General features: G+C 64.7%; 9 protein-coding genes and 1 pseudogene. 7 read left to right on the top strand and 3 right to left on the bottom strand.

The features are described 5' to 3' along the window. Nucleotides 1-55: 55 nt before the first annotated feature. On the bottom strand, nucleotides 56-1,444 hold the full coding sequence (argA, locus tag OKW43_RS25975) for an amino-acid N-acetyltransferase (RefSeq protein ID WP_429450610.1): 1,389 nt from the start codon (nucleotides 1,442-1,444) through the stop codon (nucleotides 56-58). Between the two features lie 23 nt (nucleotides 1,445-1,467). On the opposite strand from argA, the gene hrpA reads away from it, so the two are divergent. Then, nucleotides 1,468-5,667, top strand: coding sequence for an ATP-dependent RNA helicase HrpA (gene hrpA / locus OKW43_RS25970; RefSeq protein WP_429450608.1), 4,200 nt, complete (start codon nucleotides 1,468-1,470; stop codon nucleotides 5,665-5,667). A gap of 164 nt (nucleotides 5,668-5,831) precedes the next feature. On the opposite strand, the gene OKW43_RS25965 is transcribed toward hrpA, so the two are convergent. Then, the gene (locus OKW43_RS25965; RefSeq protein WP_429450606.1) at nucleotides 5,832-8,297 is read right to left on the bottom strand and encodes a YadA family autotransporter adhesin; all 2,466 of its coding nucleotides are present in this window, start codon (nucleotides 8,295-8,297) and stop codon (nucleotides 5,832-5,834) included. Nucleotides 8,298-8,890: 593 nt separating this feature from the next. Between OKW43_RS25965 and OKW43_RS25960 the strand changes: the two genes are divergently transcribed. The 6 genes and pseudogenes from OKW43_RS25960 to OKW43_RS25935 all read left to right on the top strand — a co-directional run bounded on the left by OKW43_RS25960 (nucleotide 8,891) and on the right by OKW43_RS25935 (nucleotide 13,910). Continuing rightward, nucleotides 8,891-9,910 (top strand): beta-propeller fold lactonase family protein, encoded by a 1,020-nt coding sequence (locus OKW43_RS25960; protein ID WP_187638013.1) that lies wholly within the window; start codon nucleotides 8,891-8,893, stop codon nucleotides 9,908-9,910. Between the two features lie 99 nt (nucleotides 9,911-10,009). Beyond that, nucleotides 10,010-11,008, top strand: coding sequence for a sterol desaturase family protein (locus tag OKW43_RS25955; RefSeq protein ID WP_187638014.1), 999 nt, complete (start codon nucleotides 10,010-10,012; stop codon nucleotides 11,006-11,008). 215 nt (nucleotides 11,009-11,223) lie between these two features. Beyond that, nucleotides 11,224-12,057, top strand: coding sequence for an EI24 domain-containing protein (locus OKW43_RS25950; RefSeq protein ID WP_187638015.1), 834 nt, complete (start codon nucleotides 11,224-11,226; stop codon nucleotides 12,055-12,057). A gap of 19 nt (nucleotides 12,058-12,076) precedes the next feature. Further along, nucleotides 12,077-12,916 carry a competence/damage-inducible protein A gene (locus OKW43_RS25945; protein ID WP_187638016.1) on the top strand — a complete coding sequence of 280 codons (840 nt, stop codon included), beginning with the start codon at nucleotides 12,077-12,079 and terminating at the stop codon, nucleotides 12,914-12,916. A 146-nt stretch (nucleotides 12,917-13,062) separates the two neighbouring features. Further along, nucleotides 13,063-13,680, top strand: a pseudogene (locus tag OKW43_RS25940) (GH92 family glycosyl hydrolase); the annotation flags it as partial. Nucleotides 13,681-13,739: 59 nt separating this feature from the next. Continuing rightward, the gene (locus OKW43_RS25935) at nucleotides 13,740-13,910 is read left to right on the top strand and encodes a hypothetical protein (protein WP_187638018.1); all 171 of its coding nucleotides are present in this window, start codon (nucleotides 13,740-13,742) and stop codon (nucleotides 13,908-13,910) included. Nucleotides 13,911-14,223: 313 nt separating this feature from the next. Here the strand turns inward: OKW43_RS25935 and OKW43_RS25930 are convergent, their stop codons facing one another. Next, the gene (locus OKW43_RS25930; RefSeq protein ID WP_187638019.1) at nucleotides 14,224-14,688 is read right to left on the bottom strand and encodes a rhodanese-like domain-containing protein; all 465 of its coding nucleotides are present in this window, start codon (nucleotides 14,686-14,688) and stop codon (nucleotides 14,224-14,226) included. Between the last annotated feature and the right edge of the window lie 246 nt (nucleotides 14,689-14,934).

Raw genomic sequence — 14,934 nt, 5'->3', positions numbered from 1 at the left:
CAACCTGGGGCGGGCAGACGCCGGTTCGGATCAGATGGGGGCGATCACGAAGTACTCAAAGCTGTTTCATCAGCACGAGCGATTTGCGCTGCCAGTTATAGAGTCGGCGGCGGTCTTCAGGCAAGTCGTCGACCGTAACCTTGACGAAGCCGCGCTTCAGGAACCAGTGTTCGGTGCGCGTGGTGAGCACGAAAATGCGCGTGAGGCCGCGCGCCCGCGCACGCTGTTCGATGCGCTTGAGCAGGCGCTCGCCGTCGCCGGTGCCTTGCGCTTCGGGCGCGACGGTCAGGCACGCCATTTCGCCGATGCGCTCCTGCGGATACGGATACAGCGCTGCGCAGCCGAACAGCACGCCGTCGTGCTCGATTACCGAGAAATGGTCGATATCGCGTTCGATCTGGTGACGGCCGCGCCGCACCAGCGTGCCGTCTGTTTCGAGCGGCTCGATCAGCGAGAGAATGCCGCCGACGTCGTCCGGCGTCGCTTCGCGCAGGCTTTCGAGATTCTCGTACGAGATCATCGTGCCGACGCCATCGTGCAGGAATAGTTCGAGCAGCAGGCTGCCGTCAAGCGCGTACGGGATGATGTGCGCGCGCGGCACGCCGCCGCGACAGGCGCGGATTGAATGCTTAAGGTAAAACGCGGCGTCGCCGGTGACTTCGCCGCTTTCGTGCAGCTTGTAGGCGTCGTCGAGCGACAGTTCGCGGATCAGCTCGGTGGCACTTTCGCCGGTTTCCATCAGGCCCGGCGTTTCGGTCAGGAACACGATCTTGTCGGCGCGCAGCGCGATCGCCGCGGCCGAGGCCACGTCCTCCATCGACAGATTGAACGCTTCGCCGGTGGGCGAGAAGCCGAGCGGCGACAGCAGCACGAGCTTGCGGCTCGCGAGCGAGTGGCGGATCGAATCCGCGTCGATCTTGCGCACGAGGCCCGTGTGCTGGAAGTCGACGCCGTCGAGAATGCCGACCGGGCGCGCCGTCACGAAGTTGCCCGACACGACGCTGATGTGCGCGTGCGCCATTGGTGTGTTCGGCAAACCCTGGCTGATCGCGGCCTCGATGTCGAGACGCACTTCGCCGGCCGCTTCCTTCGCGGACTCGAGCGCGCGCGCATCGGTGATGCGCATGCCGTGCGAAAACTCCGATTCGACGCCGTGCAGGCTCATCTGCTCCTCAACCTGTGGGCGCGAGCCATGCACCAGCACGATCTGGATGCCCATTGCTTGCAGCAGCGCGATGTCGGACACGAGCGCATTCAGTAGCCCCTGATGCACCACTTCGCCGCCGAAACCGACCACGAAGGTCTTGTTTCGGAACGCGTGGATATACGGAGCGACTGAACGCATCCAGTCGACGAATTGCGCGTGCTGGGCCAGTGGTTCCGGCGAGTCGGCGGGGGCCGGAACGCTCGCGGGCGCAGGGACGAGGTCGGTTTGGGAATTCATGCCGGGGATTATAATGCGCCCCCATGTCGAATGTACCCAAAAGTCCCGCTCGGGCGAACGAGAAACCGGCGCCCGCCGGCGAGCCGGCCAAGCCCGGCGATACGATGCGCCGCCCAGCGCAGGATGCGAGACCCGACAAGGCGCGCGACGCGCGTCGGGGGGCGGACGCATCTGCGCGAAACATGCCGCCGGAACGGGGCGGTGAAGGTCGCGAAGGTCGCGAAGAGCACGCGGGCGCGCGCGGCGCGCGGCGCGAACCGCGGCAGTCGCGGGTCGTCGAGCCGAATCCGATTCCGCCGATCACCTTCCCCGAAGCGCTTCCTGTCTCCGGTCGTCGCGACGAGATTGGGCGGGCGATCGCGGAGAATCAGGTCGTGATCGTGTCGGGTGAAACCGGCTCGGGCAAGACTACGCAGCTGCCGAAAATCTGCCTCGCGCTCGGCCGTGGTCTCGGTGCCGGCGGCAATGGTCTGATCGGCCATACGCAGCCGCGCCGGATCGCCGCGTCGGCGACCGGGCGCCGTATCGCCGAGGAGCTCGGCACGCCGTTCGGCGACGTGGTCGGCTACAAGGTGCGCTTTAACGATAACCTCGCGCCCGGCGCATCGGTCAAGCTGATGACCGACGGCATTCTGCTTGCCGAAACGCAGACCGATCCGCTGCTGAACGCATATGACACGCTGATCATCGACGAAGCGCACGAGCGCAGCCTGAACATCGATTTTCTGCTTGGCTACCTGAAGGAGATTCTTCGGAAGCGCCCCGACCTGAAGTTGATCGTGACCTCGGCGACGATCGACGCCGACCGTTTCGCGCGCCACTTCGGCAGCGACGACAAGCCCGCCCCGGTCATCGAAGTCAGCGGGCGGCTCTATCCGGTCGAGATGCGTTACCGTCCGGTCGTCGAGGACAGCCCGGCGGTCAAGGCGGCGCAAGGGACCTCGGGTGCAACGTCGTCTGGCCGCGAGCGCACGAAGACGCAGCGCGAGACCGATCGCGATCTGATGGAGGCAATCGTCGACGCCGTCGACGAACTGTGCCGCGAAGGCCCCGGCGACGTACTGGTGTTCCTGCCCGGCGAGCGAGAGATTCGCGACGCGGCCGAGGCGCTGCGCAAACATCATCCGCCCCATACGGAGATTCTGCCGCTGTTCGCGCGGCTCTCGGCCGCTGAGCAGGAGCGCGTGTTCCGTGCGTCGAACGCGCGCCGCATCGTGCTCGCGACCAACGTCGCCGAAACTTCGCTGACGGTCCCCGGCATCCGCTACGTGGTCGACACCGGTCTCGCGCGCGTGAAGCGCTACTCGTATCGCAATAAGGTCGAGCAGTTGCAGGTCGAGTCGATTTCTCAGGCCGCCGCGAACCAGCGCGCGGGGCGCTGCGGCCGGGTCGCTGATGGCATCTGCATTCGTCTGTACGAGGAGAGCGACTTCCAGGGCCGCGCGCGCTTCACCGATCCGGAAATTCTGCGTTCGTCGCTCGCCTCGGTGATTCTGCGCATGAAGTCGCTGCATCTGACGGCGATCGAAACGTTCCCGTTTATCGAGCCGCCGCCGGGCCGTGCGATTTCCGACGGCTATCAGTTGCTCAACGAGCTCGGCGCCGTCGACGACGACAATCAGTTGACGCCGCTCGGCCGCGAACTCGCGCGATTGCCGCTCGATCCGCGAGTCGGCCGCATGATTCTCGCCGCCCGTGACCAGCAGGCGCTGAAGGAAGTGCTGGTCATCGCGAGTGCGCTGTCCGTGCAGGACCCGCGCGATCGCCCGATCGAAGCGCAGGAGCAGGCCGACCAGGCACATCGCCGTTTCGCCGACGAGCGCTCCGAATTCCTGCAGTGGCTGAAGATCTGGAACTGGTTCGACGAAGCGATCGCGCACAAGAAATCGAACCGGCAACTGCAGGACGAGTGCCGCAAGAATTTCCTGTCGCAGCTGCGGCTGCGCGAGTGGCGCGACGTCCATTCGCAACTGCTGACCGTGGTGCGCGAGCACGGCTGGCGGCTGAACGAAGCGGAGGCGACGTTCGAGCAGATCCATCTTGCGCTGCTGACCGGTCTGCTCGGCAACCTCGGCCTGAAGGCCGACGACGAACCGTACTACCTCGGCGCGCGCGGCATCAAGTTCTATCTGTGGCCCGGTTCGGCGCTCGTGAAAAAAGCGGGCAAGTGGGTGATGGCTGCCGAGCTCGTCGAAACGAGCCGGCTGTACGCGCGCTGTATCGCTAAAATCGAGCCGGAGTGGGTCGAGAAGGTCGGCGCGCATCTGCTGAAGAAGTCGCTGTCCGAGCCACATTGGGAGAAGCGCGCGGCGCAGGTGTCCGCGTTCGAGCGCGCGATGCTGTACGGCCTGCCGATCTATCACCGGCGGCGGGTGGCGTTTGGCAAGCGGGACCCGGCGCGGGCGCGCGAGCTGTTCATTCGCGGTGCGCTCGTCGATGGCGAGTTCGACACGAAGCTTGCGTTCTTCGCGCATAACCGCAAGCTGCTCGCCGACATCGAGCAGCTCGAGCACAAGTCGCGCCGCCAGGACGTGCTGGTCGACGACGAATTGATCTACGCGTTCTACGATCAGGCGCTGCCGGACGGCATCCATACCGGCGCGTCGTTCGAGCGCTGGTACCGCGACGAGGTCAAAAGGAGCGGCCAGGCGGAAGACAAGCTGCGGCTGTTGTATTTGTCCCGCGACGATCTGATGCGGCACGAAGCGGCGGGTGTCACGACCGATCTGTTCCCGAAGCGGCTGACGATGGCGGGCATCGAGATGGCGCTGACCTATCACTTCGAGCCGGGCACCCCACGCGACGGCGTGACGCTCGCGATGCCGCTGTTTGCGCTGAACCAGGTCGACGCGCGCCGTTGTGAGTGGCTCGTGCCGGGGATGCTGAAGGAAAAGGCGCAGCTGCTGCTGAAGTCGCTGCCGCAGAAGCTGCGTCGGCATTGCGTGCCGCTGCCCGAGTACGCGGCGGGCTTCGCTGAACGGCACAACGCGCAGCGCTTTGGAGTAGGGGGCCTGCTCGAGGCGCTGATCGCCGACGTGCGTGAGCAGACCCAGGTCGCGATGAAGCAGTCCGACTTCAAGCTCGAGACGCTGCCCGCGCATCTGTTCATGAACTTCAAGGTCATCGACGAACATGGCCGGCAACTCGCGATGGGGCGCAATCTGTCGCAACTGCGCGCCGAGCTCGGCGCTCAGGCGCAGCAGCACTTCCAGAAGCTCGTCTCGGGCGCGGCGGGCGCCGCGTTGGCCGATGCGGGCGGCGGCGTCGCGACACCTGCGCAGTCCGCGGATCTGGCCCCGAGCGGCGCGTCGCGCGGCAAGGGCGCAGCGGCTCCACGGTCCGCGACGCCGGATGCCGCACCGGCCACCGCGCTGTACGAAAACCTGACCACGTGGAATTTCGGCAAGCTGCCCGAGTTGCTCGAAATTCGCCGCGGCGGTCAGACGCTGTTCGGATACCCAGCGCTGGTGGATCGCGGCACGCATTGCGACGTCGAGGTGTTCGATTCGCCGGAGGAAGCCGCACGGATTCATCGGGCGGGCTTGCGTCGGCTTTTCGCGCTGCAGTTGAAGGAGCCGATCAAGTATTTGGAGAAGAATCTGCCGTGCCTGCGCGAGATGGCAATGCAGTTCATGCCGCGCGGCACGCAGGAAGAACTGCGCGATCAGCTGATCGACACCGCACTCGACCGGGCGTGTCTGCAGGATCCGCTGCCCGACGACGATGCGAGCTTCCATACCCGACGTGACGAAGGGCGTAGCCGCCTCACGTTGCTCGCGCAGGAAATCTCGCGGCTGGTCGGGCAGATCCTCGGCGAATACGCGAGCCTGACGAAGAAGCTGCTGCAGGCGAAGCCGTTCGCGGCCGCGTACGCCGATCTGCAGAGTCAGCTCGATGGGCTGATCGGCAAGCGTTTTGTCGTCGATACGCCGTATGCCCAGCTCGCACATTTCCCGCGTTATCTGAAGGGGATGGCGCTGCGTATCGACAAGCTGCGCGCTGACGCCATGCGCGACGCGCGGCAGTTCGCCGAATTCCAGCCGCTGCTGCAGCACTACCAGCGGGCGGTGTCGCAGCGCGGGGGCGTCGTGGATCCACGGCTCGCGGAATTCCGCTGGCTGCTCGAGGAGTTGCGCGTCTCGCTGTTTGCGCAGGAGCTGCGCACCCCGATGCCGGTTTCGGTGAAGCGCCTGCAAAAGGTGTGGGAGTCGATGCAGCGCTAAAGTCAGGCCGCTCAGGCCGCTCAGGCCGCTCATTCGCGGACGCTGGACACTACGCGTGCACGGCGGGCGACGAGCGGCCGGCGCACCGATGCGCGCGGTGCACCGAGCGTTCGCTGCGCAACGTCGCGGCCGGTCGCTGTCCGACACGATCGCTTCAGCTGACTTCACCAATGCATCCCCGCGCCGATCGATGCGCCGAACTGCCCGCGCGAGTCGGTGCTGCCCTGGACCTTGTAGATCCATTTGCCGGTGTCCGACAACTGCGACACGCTGATCGCGAGCGCAGATTGGCCGCCGTACGTGCCGCCCGCCATCGCGACCATACCGTGTCCCGGCATGACCGCTTGCGGCAAGCCCGCCATCGCGAGCGCCGATGCCGTGCCCCCATAGCTATCCCGGCGGGCCGAGCGGATCTGGTCGTCGGTATAGTGGTTCACGTCGCTGATCGCGTCACTCACACTTTGCTGAAGCTGATTGACGTTGACCGCGTCGGTGCCTCGCACGCCGGCCGCGACGTTGGCGATCTGCCGTTCCTGGCCTGCGGCGCCAACCGACACTGTGTTCGCGCGGTCCGCGACGGAACCCTGGCCTAAGGCCACCGAGTTGTCGGCGCTCGCGCTGGCTGCGGCGCCGAGCGCCGTGGCGTTGTTGCCGCTGGCGACGGCGTTCGCGCCGATGCCTGCCGCATTGGCGCCGCTCGCTTGTGCATTCGCTCCGACCGCAATGGCGTTGGCGCCGCCCGCCTGCGCGTTCGCTCCGGCCGCGATCGCGTGCACGCCGGTCGCCTGCGCGCTTTCACTCGCGCTATCGCCTGCCGCACTGAACAACGCGTCGGGCGAACCGATCGCCGCATTATTGATCGCGCCTTCGAGCGCCGCGTTCAGTTGACCGAGGTTGACCGCGTCGGACGCCACTGCGCCGTCCGCGACGTTGTGGATGACGGTACCCTCCGTTGGGTCGCCGTCGAGCGTAACGCTGTTCCGGTTGATGCTGCCGTCGGCGTTCTTGTCGTACATGACCGCGCCGTCGAGTTTCGCCGCGGTCGCGCTGCTCTGGTCGCTCACTACTTTCAGTTGCGCGACGTTGACCGCGTCGGTGTCGGCGGTTCCGGCTGCCACGTTGGTGATCTGACGCTCGTTGCCCGCTGAACCGACCGACACGGTCCCTGCGCGATCGGCGATCGAACCCTGACCGAGCGCGACGGAGTTTGCGGCTAGTGCGCTCGAGTTATAACCGAGCGAAAGCGCGTTGTCGGCGGCCGCACTGGCGCCGGAGCCGAGCGCGAGCGCGCCGACGCCATTCGCCGTGGCGTTGGCACCGAGCGCCGTCGCCCCGGTGCCGTAGGCCGACGCTGATGCGCCCAACGAAGTCGTGTTGGCCGTGCCGGCGACGGCGCCCGCGCCGATCGCGGTCGAGTCAGTCCCGTTCGCTTTGGCGCTGGTGCCGAAGGCGGATGCGTTGGTGCCCACGGCGCTGGCGTTGCTGCCCGCGGCGAGTGCGTGCGTGCCGTCTGCGAGCGCGTCGTTCGAGCCGTCGGCCGGGTCAGCAGCGTCGAAGTAATGCAGCGCGCTGCTTTGAGCAAGCGCATCGACCTTGCCGTCGACCGCGCTCAACTGGCTCACGTTTACCGCGTCGGTGAGCGCCGCGCCCGCGGCGACGTTGGTCAGGCGACGCTCGTTATTCGCCGAGCCGAGTGAGACTTCGCCTGACGCGCTGGCCGCTGCGATCGGCGTGGCGCCCGTTCCCGCCGGCGCAAACGCGCTTTGCGACAGGTCTGTCGTGGTGCTGGAAGCGGCGCCCAGCGCGACGCTATTGTCGGCGCTCGCATTCGCGTTGGTGCCGAGCGCGATCGCACCGGCGCCCACGGCCGTTGCGCCGAATCCGATTGCGCTCGCATAGGCGCCGCTCGCCTGCGCGGCTACGCCGAGTGCGATGGCGCCGACGCCGCTGACGAGAGCATTACTGCCAAGCGCGACGCTCGAGTCCGCCAGCGCCGACGCCCATGCTCCCGCGGCAAGCGAGTTGGTGCCGCCGGCCTGCGCGACATAGCCGAGCGCGGTTGATCCGATGCTGGAAGCCGTGGACTGAGAGCCGAACGCGGAGGCGGCCGAGCTAGCCGCTATTGAACCGGCTCCCGACGCGACCGAGTCGACGCCGAGCGCCGACGCGTTGAGGCCGATCGCAGTCGCGCGGTCCGCCTGCGCGTTCGCGTAGGGCCCTAAGGCGCTCGCACCTTCGCCTCGTGCGGAAGTGGAGGGCCCTATCGCGACGGCGCCGTCGCCCTGCGCCCTGGCGTTCGCTCCTACCGCGATCGCGTCGATCTTTTGCGCGGTCGCCTGCGAGCCCAGCGCCAGCGATGAGTTGCCGCTCGCGGTGGCCTGTGCGCCTATCGCGACCGCGACGTCGCCGGGCGCGCTGGCCGTGCCTACCTCGACGGAATCGACGCCGGCTCCGGTCGCTTCGGTGACGTAAAGTGCCGCCGCTATAGCCACGCCCGCGGTACCTCGAACCGCGCGGGCGATGCTTTTCTGGCGCGCGCAAGCGCGGTGTACTTGCAGGCAGGCCGTTCGGGGCGCCGCGATTTTGATTTGAGACGGTGCACGGCAAATTATCGAAATATTGTTTTTCATCAATTAATGATTCTCCGCAATATTGTGGTTGATGGTACGCAGCGCGTAATCCGACATTAACGAGATGTCATTGCCGGATGGTTTGAAAATTTGAAAATATAAAAACACCAGTCGTTGGGAAGACCTGCGTTATTTGGTCGAGCGCGCGCCGGCCCCGGCGTTGTACGCTCGGATTTCGCGTAAGAAGCGCGGGAGGGGCGGTGCGTAAGGAGAATTCTCCGATGTCCGCGTTCGATTCGGATATCAGCGAACTCCGAAATTCAATCGAGCTAAAAAATATATTAATACGGGTAACTTTTTATTGATAAGAAAAAAGGAATAATTCCTATTGTTTTCGCTAATGATTTGCGCGATTTTAACGTGTGACAGGTGCATGATTGATCCTGATGGGGAGAACACGTTGATTGCTCGCTCGATGATTGCTCACTCGAAACGCGCAGCGCGAACATGAAACTGGGTGCGCAAGACGAACTTTCCCGCATGCAGCCACACTTCATGCACCCGTCATTTTTCTGACGTCGCGCGGGGACTTACGTCAACCGCTCGGGCCGGCAAACGTTCTACAATGAGGATTGTTCTCGAAGCGAGTTTTCATGCGTAAATTTTTTCTTCCCGGCTTGACTGCCACGTTCGCCGCAACTGTGGCGCTGGTCGTCGCCGCAGGTTTTTTTTCTCCGGCGGCGCGCGCCAATAACGTGATCGTGCTCAACTCCGGCGAGGCCACGCTGAGCCTGATCGACGAGAACAGCCGCCAGGTCGTCGGCACCGTGCCAACGGGCAAGGAACCGCATCACCTGATGGCCACGCCGGACAATTCCTCGCTGATCGTCGCCAATTCGGTGTCGAACAACCTGATGTTCGTCGATCCGAAAACGGGGCAGACGCAACGTTGGGTCGAGAACATCGAAGATCCCTATCAAATCGGTTTTTCGCCGGATCGCAAGTGGCTCGTCACTACGGGCCTGCGGCTCGACCGCCTCGACATCTATCACTACGACGGCCAGAAAAACCAGATGACGCTGGCTGCGCGGCTGCCGCTCGCGGTCATGCCAAGCCACATGGCGTTCACGAACGACAGCAAGACGGTGTTCGTCACGCTACAGGTATCGGGCGAGCTCGCCGCCATCGACCTGCCCACGCAATCCGTCAAATGGAAGATGAAGGTCGGCAAGGTGCCAGCGGGTCTCTGGATGACACCGGGCGAAAAGTACCTGCTCGTCGGCATGACCGGCGAGGACTACGTCGCCGTGGTCGACTGGCGCAACCAGAAGGTCGTCAAGACGATTCACACGGGCAAGGGCGCGCACAACTTCCGCTCACTCGCGGACGGCAAGCACGTCGCGGTGTCGAACCGCGTAGCTAGCACGATCAGCATCATCGACGAAGACGCGCTGACCAACGTCGGCGACATCACCGGCCTGATGCCAGGACCGGACGACATGGAACTTTCCGCCGACAAACGCTATCTGTGGGTTACGTTCCGCTTCGCGAAGCACATTGGCATCATCGACCTCAACACGCGCAAACTGATCCAGACGATTGCGGTGGGCCGCTCGCCGCACGGCATCTATTTCTTCAACCGCGCGCCGGTCACCGCGCCGAACGGTGCTTGAGGGCCCCAAGGGCCCGAGGGCGCCCGAGAGTGCCTGAGGGGCAACAGGGTAGGGCTAGGGCGCCGCGGGTCATCATGGATGAAGTAACAGGCCAGCATCATGTTCCATCTGATTTTCTCCTCACTCGACAGCTTCGTTTCAGCCGTGCAGACATGGCTGTACGTCGACGTGGTGCAGCCGCTGCTGTTCCGTTTCAATCTGATGGACTACGACGAGGACACCTACGACAGCTTGTACTGGGTCATCGTCGGTGTGCTCGAGGTGCTCGCGATGTACGCGATCCTGCGTCCGCTCGAGGCGTTGCGCCCGGTCGAGCAATGGGAGAACCGCAAGGCCGTGCGCGTCGACGTGCTGTACACGTGGATCGCCAAGCTTGGCATTCTGAATCTGTTCTTTTTCTTCGCGCTGCAGCCGCTCTTCGACAACGTGCAAGGCTGGTTGCGGCTTCACGGCATCGCCAACCTGAATTTTGACAACCTGTGGCCCGGCGTGACCACGCAGCCGCTCGTCACGTTCGTCATGTATGTGCTCGTGCTCGACTTCGCAGGCTATTGGTATCACCGTTGGCAGCACCGTATCGGCGTATGGTGGGAACTGCATGCGGTACACCATAGTCAGCGGCAGATGTCGCTGTGGTCCGACGACCGTAATCACCTGCTCGACGATCTACTGCAGGCGTCGTTCTTCGCGGTGATCGCGCTCGCGATCGGTGTTCCGCCATCGCAGTTCGTCGTGCTGGTCGCGATCACGAACCTCGCCCAAAGCGTGCAGCACGCGAACATCCGCCTGTACTATGGCTGGCTCGGTGAGCGGCTGCTCGTCAGCCCGACGTTCCACCGCCGTCACCATGCGATCGGCTACGGTCATCAAGGACTCAAGTACGGCTGCAATTTCGGCGTGCTGTTCCCGTGGTGGGACATGCTGTTCCACAGCGTGTCGTGGAGCCGCGACATGGAGCCGACCGGTATCGGCGATCAGCTTGAAGGCCGCCGATATGGCGACGGCTTCTGGGCGCAGCACTGGTTCGCATTCGTGCGCATCGCGCGTCGTCTTGTGCCGAAGCGCCGCGCACCCGGCAACGACACCGCTGCCGTTTGAGTCCGTTTCGAGTCTCTTTCGAGTCCGTTCCGAGTCCGTTCCGGGTCCTTTCTGGATCATCCGAGCGCGCACTCTGCCGGGCCGTCCACTTCCGCTGGCGGCGCGTCCGCTGGTTTATGCTGTGCACGTTCGTGCGCGCTCCAGTGCCCCAGCATACGTGGCCGGCGCGCGGCGCTATTTCCCGTCCATCGTTTCGTTCGCAGGCATTGGCTCGCATGAATGATCTGTTGCGCTCGTTCGGGCGCGCGCTCGCAAGCGCGTTGCATCCGCGCATGCTCTGGCTGACCTTCAAACCGTTTATCGTCGCGACGGTCGGCTGGGGCGTACTCCTGTGGTTCTTCTGGCAGACGCTGACCGGCGCGACCCGTACGTGGCTCGACGACTGGTCTTTCACCGCCACGCTTTATCATCTGTTCGACGTGCTCGGTTTTTCGGCGCTGCACGCGGTCATCGCGCCGTTCATCGTGATCGCGATGGCGATTCCGCTGATCGTCGTCACGGTGCTGCTGCTGATCGCCATGCTGTCGATGCCGGCCGTGATCCGCTTTCTCGCGGCGCGCCAGTTCGCCGGGCTGGAGATGCGCCGCGGCGGAACGTGGTACGGTAGCCTCGGTCAGGCGCTATGGACCACGCTGATGTGTGTCGTGCTGCTGATCGTCACGTTGCCGCTGTGGCTCGTGCCGCCGTTCTTCGCGCTGATTCCGCCGCTGCTGTGGGGCTGGCTCACGTATCGCGTGATGACCTACGACGCGCTCGCGTTGCACGCGACGCGCGACGAGCGGCGCGAACTGCTGCGGCGCCACCGGTTGCCGCTGCTGCTGATCGGTATCGTGAGCGGGCTGCTTGGTTCGGTGCCGACGCTGCTGTGGGCGTCGTCGGTATGGCTGATTGTGCTGTTCCCGGTGATCACGACGGTGACGATCTGGATTTACGCGTTCATCCTCGTGTTCTCGGCGCTATGGTTCGGCAACTACTGCCTGCGCGCGTTGCAGCGCATGCGGGCGCAAGCGCCTGGCGGCGCGCGCGAGGTCGCGCCGGTTTCCTATTGATCAAACGAAAGAGGCGGCAATGGCATTTGGCGTCATCATCATCGGCGATGAAATCCTGTCGGGCAGACGCGTCGACAAGCATCTGCCGAAGGTCATCGAGTTGCTCGGCGCGCGTGGCTTGTCGCTCGGCTGGGCGGAGTACATCGGTGACGATCCGGAACGCATCACGGCGACGCTGCGGCGCACGTTTGCGTCGGGCGACATCGTTTTCTCGACGGGCGGCATCGGCGCAACGCCGGACGACCACACGCGCCAGTGCGCGGCGGCCGCGCTTGGCGTGCCGCTCCAGTTGCATCCGGAGGCCGCGAAGCTGATCCAGCAGCGCATCCGCGACATGCATCCGGCGAACGCGCCGGCGCCGCTCGACCTGAACTCGCCGGAAAACCGGCATCGCCTGAATATGGGCACGTACCCGCAGGGCGCCGACATCATTCCGAACGGCTACAACAAGATTCCGGGCTTTTCGATTCGCCAGCACCATTTCGTGCCGGGCTTTCCGGTGATGGCCTGGCCGATGATCGAGTGGGTCCTCGACACGCAGTACGCGCATCTGCATCACACGACGCCGCACGCGGAGAAGTCGCTGCTCGTGTTCGAGTTGCCGGAGTCACGCGTGACGCCGCTGATGGAGAAAATCGAGCGCGATTTTCCGGGCGTGCGGGTGTTCAGCCTGCCGAGCGTCGGGGATGCGGAGCGCGGCGGCGTGTATGCGCGGCATCACATCGATCTCGGCGTGAAGGGTGAGCCGGAAGCGGTCGCCGCAGCGTTCGTGAAGCTGCGCGAGGGAGTGCATCTGCTCGGCGGCGATATCGTCGAGCTGGAAGCCGCGGCAGCGGCCACGGGTAAGCCGCGCAACTAACCGCCGCTTTCTTCTGAATCTCGATGGACGCCAACTGATCGGCGGCATTCAGGTCATTTTCCGCTTTTCGCTAAACCAGCTTCATTATGCATAACCGGGTGCTTTTCCAGACCCGGTCTATTCCATTACTTCAATTAATCCAATAATTGGATAGTGGTGCGACTCAGAGCAATGCAAATGCCAATTCCAACGGGTCGGTCGCCAATGCAACGAACGATAACGCGCAAACTTCCGCGGCCAACAACGCAAGCCTGCGCCTGACTCAATACGTCAATCCATTAATCGGCACGCTGGCGAGCGCCTCGCCCAATCCGGTTCACGCAGGTCAAGCCGACAGCGTCGTGCCAGCGGCGGGTCTGCCGAACGGCATGGTGAAATGGGCGCCCGATACGAACACCACGCCGGCTCCTTCCAACAGCGCGGAGCCCGGTTCGCCGGCCGGTTGCTACTACGACATCGGCTCGATCCAGAGCGTCAGTCTCGCGCATATGAGCGGCGCGGGTTGCTCCGGCAACGACGGAGAATTCCCTGTTATGCCGACGCGCGATGCCGCGGGGCCGCTCGCGCAAGCGTTCAGCTACGCGAACGAGATGGCGGCAGCCGGCGCTTATTCCGTGTTGCTCGACAACCCGATCAAGGTCGAGTTGACGGCGACGCTGCGCACCGGCTTCGGCCGCTTCACGTATCCGGCTCAGGGGTCGTCGACGCTGGTGCTCGATACGACCTACACGAACACGCAAACGGGCGTGACTGGTTCGGTCACGCTGTCGTTCGACACCGGACGCTCAATGGCGGCGGTGCGGCGCCGGCGGACCCGATCGCGTTGACGACGACGTATCGCAATGCCGGCGGCGGCAGCAACGACGGCGTCAAGACCTATCTGTTCGCGCAGACCGTGCCGCTGACGCCGGGCAACCTTGTGGCGAGCGTCACGCTGCCGAAACAGGTCAGCGCGGGCAAGTTGCACGTGTTCGGAATGTCGGCCGCGCCCTGAACCGATGGGGCGCCGGGCACGCGGCGCCCGACGACGCAAGCGGCCCGCGCCTGGAGGCCAGGCTGGCGCGAGCCGCGACATCGCCGTGTCACAACCCGCGCCGAGGATGCAATCAATGCGTGCTCGGCGCGCGCCGTTTCAATCAGCCTGCTTCAGCCCCGCTCCCGCGGGCTTGCGCATCTGGGGGCCGGGCTCGGAACCGCCATCAGGCGCCGATCCACGGCAAGCCACGATGCGCGCGCCGTTTCAATCAGCCTGCTTCAGCCCCGCTCCCGCGGGCTTGCGCATCTGGGGGCCGGGCTCGGAACCGCCATCAGGCGCCGATCCACGGCAAGCCACGAAAACACCATCCTGACACCGTCTTCCGATGCCCCTGGCCGTCCTTGTCGCCTTCGAAGCCTTCCAGCAGGTCGTACGCCTTCGTGAAGCCGGCCTGGGTCGCGGCGATCGCGGCGAGCTTCGAGCGCGCGGCGCTGCGGCACAAGAACAGCACCGGCGTGTCGGGCGAGGCCACCTGCGCGAGTTGCTGCATGAACTCCTGATTGGGCACCGCGCCCGGATAGCGCGTCCATTCGACGTGCGCGTATTGGCCATCACCGATCACCGGCCGGCCGACCCAGTCGAGCTCGGCACGGGTTCGCACGTCGACGAGACGCGTGCGCGGATCGAGTTCCAGCAGTTCGAACGCCTCGGCCGGCGATACCGCGCCCGCGTAGGGCAGTTGGTTCTCGGTGCGGCGGGCGTCCGCCTTCGCGTAAAGCTGTTCGAGCGTGCTCATGAGGTCAATCTCCTTCGGACCAAATGACCATTCTAGCGCGCGGCAGGCACCGTGCAGACCTGTAGACTGGATGGCGCCGGGGATGTCGATGGGCGCCGTTCAAACTTCGATGCGCAAATATGGTGCATTTTGTTCGACATGCACCAGAATGGAAACCATCGCGATTTCCAAATCAGTGAATGCACGAAACTGGTGCGTCAGACGACTTGCGCATTTTTTCGCGAGTCTCCCGCGCTCCGCGCGCGG

Origin of the sequence: Paraburkholderia sp. WC7.3g (assembly GCF_050436345.1) — a bacterium.
In the GTDB taxonomy this organism is placed as follows: Bacteria; Pseudomonadota; Gammaproteobacteria; order Burkholderiales; family Burkholderiaceae; genus Paraburkholderia; species Paraburkholderia podalyriae.
Note: the sequence above shows the minus strand (reverse complement) of the source record. Positions and strands in the feature narration are given on the sequence as shown.

Excerpts from the sequence above, each read along its gene's own strand:
- hrpA (WP_429450608.1), top strand. The coding sequence starts at position 1,468 with ATGTCGAATGTACCCAAAAGTCCCGCTCGGGCGAACGAGAAACCGGCG.
- OKW43_RS25960 (WP_187638013.1), top strand. The coding sequence starts at position 8,891 with ATGCGTAAATTTTTTCTTCCCGGCTTGACTGCCACGTTCGCCGCAACT.
- OKW43_RS25950 (WP_187638015.1), top strand. The coding sequence starts at position 11,224 with ATGAATGATCTGTTGCGCTCGTTCGGGCGCGCGCTCGCAAGCGCGTTG.
- OKW43_RS25945 (WP_187638016.1), top strand. The coding sequence starts at position 12,077 with ATGGCATTTGGCGTCATCATCATCGGCGATGAAATCCTGTCGGGCAGA.
- OKW43_RS25965 (WP_429450606.1), bottom strand. The coding sequence starts at position 8,297 with ATGAAAAACAATATTTCGATAATTTGCCGTGCACCGTCTCAAATCAAA.
- argA (WP_429450610.1), bottom strand. The coding sequence starts at position 1,444 with ATGAATTCCCAAACCGACCTCGTCCCTGCGCCCGCGAGCGTTCCGGCC.
- OKW43_RS25930 (WP_187638019.1), bottom strand. The coding sequence starts at position 14,688 with ATGAGCACGCTCGAACAGCTTTACGCGAAGGCGGACGCCCGCCGCACC.
- OKW43_RS25955 (WP_187638014.1), top strand. The coding sequence starts at position 10,010 with ATGTTCCATCTGATTTTCTCCTCACTCGACAGCTTCGTTTCAGCCGTG.